Below are 10,307 nucleotides of genomic sequence, written 5' to 3' on the forward strand. Positions count from 1 at the left end.
GATGTGCGTGCAGGTTGTGGACGTGACGAGCCGTCCTGCGCCTGAGGTCGACGCTATCAGGACGTCCGCGTTGTTGATCATCAGCGGTTCCACCTCGCCACGAGGCCGTCCAACAGCTCCGCGATCCGTGCCCGTTCCGGGCCGTCGGCGGGCAGTCGGGTGATGGCCTCGTCGAGTTGGCCGAGCTCCTCCAGGACGAGTACTGCCGTCGCGGCGTCCTCGTCGGCGAACTCCGCCGGCGCCTCTCCGTCGGCCGGTGCCAGTTCGGCGAGGAGGTACCGGGCCAGCTCCGCCGGGGTCGGGTGGTCGAACACCAGTGTCGGCGGCAGCCGCAGCCCGGTGACCGCGGCGATCCGGTTACGCAGCTTCAGCGCGGCCAGCGAGTCGAACCCCTGCTCCAGGAACCGGTGGTGGACCTGGACGTCGTCGCCGCTCGGGTGGCTGAGCACCAGTGCGGCCTCGGCGCGGACCAGATCCAGCAGGAGCGCCTCCTGCTCCGGGCGCGGACGTCCTGCGAGATCGCGTCCCAGGGTGGGCGCGGTCGCGGTCTCCGCCTGCGCCGCGGCCCTGCGGGCGGGTACGCCCGACAGCGCGCGCAGCATCGGGGGCAGTTCGTCGGCGGCGGCCCGCAGCGAGCGCAGGTCCAGCGCGCTCGCCGCGACGAAGGGCTCGTCGCCCCGGCACGCCGCGTCGAAGAGCGCGAGGCCGCGCTCCTCGGTCAGCGGCACCATGCCGTTGATGACGGCGGTCTCGTCCTGGGCCACCTCGTGGCCGCTCTTGGTGGCGCGCTCGGCCCACCAGCCCCAGGCCACGGAGGTCGCCGTCAGACCGTGGGCCCTGCGGTGCCGGGCCAGGGCGTCGAGGAAGGCGTTGCCCGCCGCGTAGTTGCCCTGGCCGAGGCCGCCGAGCGTGCCCGCCATCGAGGAGAACAGCACGAACGCGGCCAGGTCGAGGTGCCGGGTCAGCTCGTGCAGATGCCAGGCGGCGTCGGCCTTCGGGCGCAGCGCCGTGTCCATCCGCTCGGGGGTGAGCGCGGCGACGACGCCGTCGTCGAGGACCGAGGCGCTGTGCACGACGGCGGTCAGCGGGTGCTCGTCCGGGATCGCCGCGAGCAGCTCCGCGAGCGCCTTGCGGTCGGCGACGTCGCACGCCGCGTGGGTGACCCGGGCGCCGAGCGTGCCGAGCTCCTCGCTCAGCTCGCCCGCGCCCGGGGCGGCCTGGCCGCGCCGGGAGGCCAGCACGAGGTGCCGGACGCCGTGTTCGGTCACCAGGTGGCGGGCGACCAGCGCGCCGAGGTCGCCGGAGGCTCCGGTGACCAGGACGGTGCCGGCCGGGTCCCACGGCGCGGGTCCTTCCGGTTCGGTGAGGCGGGCGAGGCGGGGCACCAGGGCGGCGCCGCCGCGCAGCGCGAGCTGGGGTTCCCCGGCGGCCGACGCGGCGGGCAGCGCCCGCCACGACTCGGGCTCGCCGTCGGTGTCGACCAGGACGAACCGGTCGGGGTGCTCCGACTGGGCCGAGCGCACCAGGCCCCAGGCGGCGGCGCCCGCGAGGTCGGACGCCCGGTCGGCGGCCGCGCCGCGCGTGAGCACGACGAGCGGGACGGCGGCGAACCGGTCGTCGGCCAGCCACGCCTGGACGGCCGCAAGGGTGGCGTGCGCGACGGAGCGCGCCTCGGCGGGCACGTCCCCCTCGCCGCCCACGGCGGTGACCAGGACGGCGTCGGGGATCTCGCGCAGGGCCTCCGGGTCCGGCGCGCCGAGCACGGTGTGGCCGAGGCCGCGCAACTCCTGGGCCGCGCCCAGCGGATCGGCCCCGAGGACCGCCCACCGGCCGGGCGTGGCCCCGGCGTCGGTCGCGGCCAGCGGCACCCAGTCCATGCGGAACAGCGCGTCGCGGCCGATCCGCCCGGTGGCGGCGCGGTCCGTCACGGCGCCGAGCCGGACCGCGTCGACCGTGAGCACCGGGTCGCCCGCGGGGTCGGCCAGGGTGAGGGCCACGGTGTCCGGGCCCGTGCGCTCGGCGCGTACCCGCACGGCCCGCGCGCCGGTCGCGTGCAGGCGCACGCCCGACCAGGCGACGGGCGCCCGGTCGGTGTCGAGGACGGTGTGCAGGGCGGCGTCGAGGAGCACGGGGTGCAGGGCGAAGCCGTCGGCCCGTTCGGCGGCGTCGGCGTCGAGCGCCACGTCGGCGAACACGTCGTCGCCGCGCCGCCACGCGGCCCGTACGGCACGCCAGGCCGGGGCGGGACCGACGCCGACCGCGTCGAGTTCGGCGTAGAGGTCGTCGACGGGCTCGGCGCCCGTCGGCGGCCAGGGGGTCGGTGCGGCGCCGGGCGCGGTGTGGGCCACGAGCGTGCCTTCGGCGTGGCGCACCCAGGCGCCGTCGGTCCGGGCGTGCACGCCGACCGATCGGGTGCCCTCTCCGTCGGGCTCGCCGACGCGCACCTGCACGGTGACGCCGCCTTCCGCGAGCGCGAGCGGCGCGTACGCGGTCAGTTCGCCGATGCCCGCGCTGCCGACCCGGTCGGCGGCGGCCAGGACGAGGTCGACGAGGGCCGCCCCGGGCACCTCGCCCGGCAGCCATGGCTGGGCTGCGGCGGAGAGCCTGCCGGTGAGGACGAGCCCGCCGCCCGCGAGGTCGACCTCGGCGCCGAGCAGAGGGTGCCCGGCGGAGGCGAGCCCGGCCGCCGTCATGTCGCCGGTGCCCACCGAGGGCTCCAGCCAGTGCCGGGCGCGCTGGAACGCGTACGTCGGCAGTTCGACCGTGGCCGCACCGGTGCCCTCGAAGACGGGCCGCCAGTCGACGGTGGCGCCCGCCGTGTGGGCCTCGGCGGCGGCGCGCAGGAACTGCTCGCGGCCGCCCTCGTCCCGGCGCAGGGTGCCGAGCGCGGCGGCCCCGCTGCCCGCGTCCTCCAGCGTCTGCTGGAGCGCCACGGTGAACATCGGGTGCCCGCTGACCTCCAGGAACGGTCCGTGGCCCTGCTCGGCCATGGCGCGCACGGCCTGCTCGAACTCCACGGTCCTGCGCGCGTTCTCGTACCAGTAGTCCGCGTCGAGGCCCGCGGTGTCGAGCAGGCCGCCGGTCACCGTGGAGTAGAACGGGATCGCGGACGAGCGGGGGGCGGTCGGCGCCAGCGTCTCGACGAGGTGGTCGCGCAGGACGTCCACGTGCGCGGTGTGGCCCGCGCCGACGATCTGCCGGACGCGGCGCACCCGTACGCCCTCGCCCTCAAGGCCCACGAGCAGTTCCTCCAGCGCGTCGAGGTCGCCCGCGACGGTGACGGAGCGGGGGTCGTTGACCGCCGCGATGTCGAGGCGCGTCCCCCACGGTTCGAGGCGCCGGAGCGCCTCCGCCTTGGGCAGCGCGACGGCCGCCATGCCGCCGGTGCCCGCGAGGGTCAGCCACGCCTTGCCGCGGGTGGCGACGATCCTGGCCGCGTCACGCAGGGTCAGGGCGCCCGCCACGTACGCGGCGGCGACCTCGCCCTGGCTGTGGCCGACCACCGCGGAGGGGTGCACGCCGTGCGAACGCCACAGCGCGGCGAGGGAGACCATCATCGTGAACAGCGCGGGCTGCACGACGTCCACGCGGTGCAGCGGCGGCGCGCCCTCGACGTCGTGGAGCACGTCGAGCAGGTCCCATTCGACGAACTCGGCGAACGCTTCGGCGCAGGCGTGCACGCTCTCCCGGAAGACCGGGAACTCCGCCAGGAGCCCCTTGGCCATGCCGGGCCACTGGGCGCCGTGGCCGGGGAAGACGAACGCGACCCGGTCGGCGCCCGCGGCGACGCCCTGCGCCGCCGCCGGGTGGGCGGTGGCGCCGGCGACGGCGTCGAGGCCGCTCAGCAGCTCGGCCGTGTCGGCGCCGAGCACGACGGCCCGGTGGTCGAAGGCGGCGCGGCCGGCCGCGAGGGACCAGCCGACGTCCGCCGGGCGGGCGTCGGGAACGGCGGCGACATGGTCACGCAGCCGCGCCGCCTGGGCGCGGAGGGCGGCCTCGGTACGGCCGTGCAGCGGCCACGCCACGACCGGCTCGGGCGCGTCGGCGACGGGCTCCTGCGCCTCCGCGACGGGTGCGTCCTCCTCCGGCGCCTGCTCGATGATCACGTGGGCGTTGGTGCCGGACAGGCCGAACGACGAGATGCCCGCGCGGCGCGGACGGTCCACGGCGGGCCACTCCAGCGGCTCGGTGAGCAGCGAGACGGCGCCGGTCGTCCAGTCGACCTGCGTGGAGGGCGCGTCGACGTGCAGCGTCCTCGGCAGCAGTCCGTGCCGGATGGCCTGCACCATCTTGATGACACCCGCGGCGCCCGAAGCGGCCTGGGTGTGGCCGACGTTGGACTTCACCGAGCCGAGCCACAGCGGCTCGGTCCGGTCGCGGCCGTACGTGGCCAGCAGCGCCTGGGCCTCGATCGGGTCGCCGAGGCGGGTACCGGTGCCGTGCGCCTCCACGGCGTCCACGTCGGACGGCCGCAGACCGGCGTCGCCCAACGCGGCGGTGATCACGCGCTGTTGGGCCGGGCCGCTGGGCGCGGTGAGACCGTTGGACGCGCCGTCCTGGTTGATGGCGGAGCCGCGGACGAGCGCGAGCACGCGGTGGCCCTGGGCCCGGGCCCGGGACAGCCGCTCGACCAGGACGAGGCCGACGCCCTCGGCCAGTCCTGTGCCGTCGGCCGCGTCGGCGAAGGCCTTGCAGCGGCCGTCGCCGGACAGACCGCGCTGCGCGGAGAAGCCGATCAGGGCGGCAGGGCTGGACATCACGGCGACGCCGCCCGCGAGGGCGAGGTCGCTCTCGCCGCGGCGCACCGACTGGCAGGCCAGGTGGAGCGCGACCAGCGACGACGAGCAGGCCGTGTCGACCGTGACGGCCGGGCCCTCCAGGCCGAGGGTGTAGGAGATCCGGCCGGAGACCACGCTCGGCACGTTGCCGGTGAGCAGCTGTCCGTCGGAGCCGCCCGCGCCGGGGCCGCGGCTGGACGCGTAGTCACCGACGTTGGCGCCCGCGAAGACGCCCGTACGGCTGCCGCGCAGGCCGGCCGGGTCGATGCCGGCGTGCTCGAACGCCTCCCACGCCGCTTCGAGGAGGAGGCGCTGCTGCGGGTCGGTGGCGCGGGCCTCCAGCGGGGAGATCCCGAAGAACGCGGCGTCGAACTCGGCGAGGCCGGGCAGGAAACCGCCGTTTCGGACGTAGCTGCGGCCCCGGGCGTCCGGGTCGGAGTCGTAGAGCGCGTCGAGGTCCCAGCCCCGGTCGGTGGGCAGGTCGCCGACCGCGTCGCCTTCCGCCACCACGAGCCGCCACAGGTCGTCCGGCGACTCGACGCCGCCCGGGTAGCGGCAGCTGAGGCCGACGATGGCGATCGGGTCGTCGTCGTCGGCGTCGGCCCGTGCGGTGAGGACGGGCGCGGACGTCGCGGCTCCGAAGGCCTCGGCGAGGAGGTGTTCGGCGAGCGCGGCGGGCGAGGGGTGGTCGAAGACCAGGGTCGCGGGCAGCGTCAGTCCGGTGGCCGCGCCGATCCTGTTGCGCAGCTCGACGGCGGTGATGGAGTCGAAGCCGACGTCGCGGAAGGCCCGGTCGGCGGGGAGCGCCGACGGCGAGGCGTGGCCGAGGACGGCGGCCGCGTGCTCACGGACCAGCTCGGTCACGGCCCGCGTGCGCTCCCCTTCGGGCAGCGTGGCGAGCCGTTCGCGCAGCGCGGAGGCCGTACCGGTGTCGACGACGGCGTCGCGCAGCAGGGCCGCGGCTTCCGGTACGCCTTCCAGGAGGGGCCGGCGCCGCGCGGAGCAGAACACCGGCACGAACCGGGTCCAGTCCACGTCGGCGAGCGCCACGGTGGTCTCGTCGTGGTCGAGCACCTGCGCCAGGCCCGCGACGGCCAGGTCGGGGTCGAGGAAGGGCAGGCCCTGCCTGCGGACGCGCTCCGGGTCGACGCCCTCGCGGATGCCGTCCCAGTCGTTGACGGCGGCCCAGATGCCCCAGGCGACCGAGGTCGCGGTCAGGCCACGGGCCCTGCGGTCCTCGGCGAGCGCGTCGAGGTAGGCGTTCGCGGCGGCGTAGGGGGCGTGTTCGCCGCTGCCCCACAGGCCCGCGATGGACGAGAAGAGGACGAAGGCGTCGAGGTCGGCGTCGGCCCCGAAGAGCTCGTCAAGGTGGCGGGCGCCGAGCACCTTGGCGGCCACCTCGTCGGCGAACTCGCCGACCGGGGTGTCGGCCAGCGGGCGCAGCTCCAGCGCGGTGGCGGCGTGCAGGACACTGCGTACGGGCGTACCGGCCTCGGCCAATTCGCCGACCAGTGCGGCAAGTTGGTCGCGGTCGGCGACGTCGCAGGCCGGGAACTCCAGGGCCGTGCCGGAACCGGCGAGTTCGGCGGTCAGTTCCGCCGCGACCGGGGCGGCCGCGCCGCGCCGGCTGGGCAGCACGACGCGCTCGGCGCCGTGGGCGGCAAGCCAGCGCACCAGGTGCGGGCCGAGCGCGCCGGTGCCGCCGGTGAGCAGCACGGTGCCGGTGGGCCGCCACTGGCGGGGGGCGGGGGTGGCGCCGAGCGGTGCGCGGACGAGGCGGCGCACCGAGAGGCCGGTGTCGCGCAGCGCCACCTGGTCCTCGTCGCCGGCGTCGCCCGCGAGGACGGCGGCGAGCCGGCCGGCCGCGCGGTCGTCCAGTGCGGCGGGCAGGTCGACGAGGCCGCCCCAGCGGTCGGGGTGTTCCAGGGCGACGACGCGGCCGAGGCCCCATGTCTGGGCCTGCGCGGGCGCGGTGACGCGCTCGGCGGGGCCGGCCGCGATCGCGCCGCTGGTGGCGCACCAGAGCGGGGCGTCGACGCCCGCGTCACCGAGGGCCTGCACGAGCGCGACCGTCAGGGCCAGGCCCACCGGCAGGGCGGGGTGTTCGGGGTGCGGCTCGTCGTGGAGGGCGAGCAGGGACAGCACGCCGGCGAAGCAAACATCAGCGGGGCCGGTGTCCGTGCCGTCGGCGTCCGCGCCGTGGACGTCCGCGCCGCGGGATCCGGCGCGGCGGGCTTCCGCGAGGCGGGTCGCGAGCGCGTCGCGTCCGGTGTCGCCGTCGGTGAGCGTGAGGGTGGTGACGTCGGCTCCCCGTGCGGCGAGCAGGCGGGCGCAGTCGGCGGGCAGCGGGCCCGTGTGCCCCTCGGGCACGACGAGGAGCCACGGGCCGGTCAGGCGCGCGTCGTCGGGGACGGTGCCGCGCTCCCACTCCACCGCGTACCGCCAGGTGTCGACGGTCGACCGTCCGTGCCGGTCCCTGTGCCACTGGGACAGCGCGGGCACGACGGCGCTGAGCGGTTCGTCCGTGTCGACGCCGAGGGCGCGGGAGAGCGCCTCGACGTCTGCGCGGTCCACGACGTCCCAGAACCCGGCCTCCCACGGGTCGGCGCCCGCCGCCGCGGCCACGGCGGCGCGGCGCTGCGGCGTGAGCCAGAACCGCTCGCGCTGGAAGGCGTACGTGGGCAGGTCGACGCGGCGCGGGGCGTACGGGGCCAGTTCGGCCGCCCAGTCGACGGGCGTGCCGAGCACGGCGGCCTCGGCGAGGGCCGTACGGAACCGGACCAGGTCGCCCTTGTCGCGGCGGAGGGTGGCCACCGAGGCGACGGGGACGTCGAGGGCGTCGGCCGTCTGCTGCACGCCGACGGTGAGCACCGGGTGCGGACTCGCCTCGACGAAGACGCGGTAGCCGTCCTGGATCGCCCGGCGGGTGGCCTCCTCGAAGCGGACCTGCTCGCGCAGGTTGCGGTACCAGTAGTCGGCGTCGAGCCCGGTGGTGTCGAGGGGCTCGCCGGTGAGGGTGGAGAGGAAGGCGACCTCGGTGCGGCGCGGGGTGATGCCGGCCAGGTCGGCGGCGAGACGCTCGCGGATCTCCTCGACCTGCGGCGAGTGCGAGGCGTAGTCGACGGGTACGCGGCGCACCCGGACACCCTCGGCCTCCCACGCGGCCTGGGCCGCGTCGAGGGCGGCCACCGCACCGGAGACGACCACCGCCGAGGGGCCGTTGACGGCGGCCACGCCCAGACCGGGCCACTGCGCGAGCCGAGCCCGCACTTCGGCCTCCGGCAGCGGTACGGACAGCATGCCGCCCCGGCCCGCGAGCGCGAGCAGGGCCTTCGCCCGCAGCGCGACGACCTTCGCGCCGTCCTCCAGGGACAGTGCGCCCGCGACGCAGGCGGCGGCGATCTCGCCCTGCGAGTGGCCGAGGACGGCGTCGGGCCGTACGCCCGCCGTACGCCACAGTTCGGCCAGGCTCACCATGACGGCCCAGAGCACGGGCTGGACGACGTCGACGCGCTCCAGCGCCTCCGGCGAGCGGACCGCCTCGTCGAGGGACCAGTCCGTGTACGGGGCGAGCGCGCGGCCGCACTCGGCCCAGCGGGCCGCGAACGCGGGCGAGGAGTCGAGCAACGGCACGGCCATGCCCGCCCATTGGGCGCCCTGGCCGGGGAAGACGAACGCGGTCCGCCGGACGCCCACCCCGGCGGTGCCGGTGACGACGGCCGGGCTCGGCCGCTGCTCGGCGAGCGCGGTGAGCCCTTCGAGCAGCCCGGCGCGGTCGTCGGCCACGACGACCGCGCGGCTCGACAGGGCGGTACGGCCGGTGGCGGCGCTGTACGCCACGTCCACCGGGGCCAGGTCGGGGTGGTCCGCGAGGTGCGCGGCAAGGCGTCGGGCCTGCGCGCGCAGCGCGGGCTCCGTCGCGCCCGACAACACGACCGGGACCGCGACGGGTTCGTCCCGCTCCGGGGCGGACGCGGTGGACTCGGTGGACGCGGGGGTCTCGGCACGTGCGGCGGGGACTGTGGCCGACGCGGGTGCGGACGGCGCGGGGGCCGCCGGGGCCGGGGTGGCCGGGGCCTGTTCCAGGACGATGTGGGCGTTGGTGCCGCTGATGCCGAACGACGACACCGCAGCCCGGCGCGGCCGGTCGACCTCGGGCCAGGGGCGGGCCTCGCGCAGCGGCTCGACCGCGCCGGAGGCCCAGTCGACCTGCGGGGACAGCTCGGACAGGTGCACGGTGCCGGGCAGCACGCCGTGGCGGAGGGCCATGACGGCCTTGATGATCCCCGCGACGCCGGCGGCGGCCTGGGTGTGGCCGATGTTCGACTTCACCGAGCCGAGCCACAGCGGCTCGTCCCGGTCCTGGCCGTAGGTGGCGAGCAGCGCCTGCGCCTCGATCGGGTCGCCCAGGGCCGTACCGGTGCCGTGGCCCTCCACGAAGTCCACGTCGACCGGGTCGAGCCGGGCGTCGGCGAGCGCCTGCCGGATGACCCGCTGCTGCGCGGGCCCGTTGGGCGTGGTGAGGCCGCTGCTGGCGCCGTCCTGGTTCACCGCGGAGCCGCGCAGGACCGCGAGGACCGGGTGGCCGAGCCGCTCGGCGTCGGCGAGCCGTTCGACGAGCAGCATGCCCGCGCCCTCGGACCAGCCGACGCCGTCGGCCTGGGCGGAGTAGGGCTTGCAGCGGCCGTCGGCGGCGAGACCGCGCTGCCGGGAGAAGTCCACGAAGACGGCCGGGGTGGACAGCACGGTCGCACCGCCCGCGAGGGCCATCGTGCACTCCCCCGCGCGCAGCGCCCGTACGGCGGAGTGCAGCGCGACCAGGGACGACGAGCACGCCGTGTCCAGCGTGACGGCCGGGCCCTCGAGGCCCAGGACGTACGCGACGCGGCCGGAGGCGATGCTGCCGGCGGTGCCGAGGCCCAGGTAGCCCTCGACCCCCTCGGGCAGCGGGTCCGCGCCCGTGCCGTAGTCGTGGTACATCACTCCCGCGTACACGCCGGTACGGCTGCCGCGCAGCGACGCCGGGTCGATGCCGGCCCGCTCGATCGCCTCCCACGCGGTCTCCAGGAGGAGGCGCTGCTGCGGGTCCATCGCCAGGGCCTCGCGCGGCGAGATGCCGAAGAAGGACGGGTCGAACTCGCCGGCGTCGTGCACGAAGCCGCCCTCACGGGCGTGCGAGGTGCCGGGCCGGTCGGGGCCGTCGGCGAAGAGCGCGCCGAGGTCCCAGCCGCGGTCGGTGGGGAAGCCCGCCACCGCGTCGCGGCCCTCGGCCACGAGCCGCCACAGGTCGTCGGGGGAGGCCGTGCCGCCGGGGTAGCGGCACGCCATGCCGACGATCGCGATGGGCTCGTGGCCCCGGTCCTCGGCCTCGCGCAGGCGCTGCTTCGTGCGGCGGAGGTCGGTGGTGAGCCGCTTCAGCGTCTCCAGGACCTTCTGGTCGCCGCTCTGTTCGTTGGACAACGCTTCTGCTCCTCGTACCCTGCGGTCTGTGCGGTTCGTACGGTCTGTGGGGTGGGCGTCGGCCGTGCC

General features: G+C 76.8%; 1 pseudogene. It reads right to left on the reverse strand.

Annotated features, from left to right (window positions below):
- Positions 1 to 80: 80 nt before the first annotated feature.
- A pseudogene (locus tag ACGFYP_RS30445) lies at positions 81 to 10,127 on the reverse strand (type I polyketide synthase); the annotation flags it as partial.
- Between the last annotated feature and the right edge of the window lie 180 nt (positions 10,128 to 10,307).

Origin of the sequence: Streptomyces sp. NPDC048370 (assembly GCF_043200825.1) — a bacterium.
GTDB lineage: Bacteria > Actinomycetota > Actinomycetes > Streptomycetales > Streptomycetaceae > Streptomyces.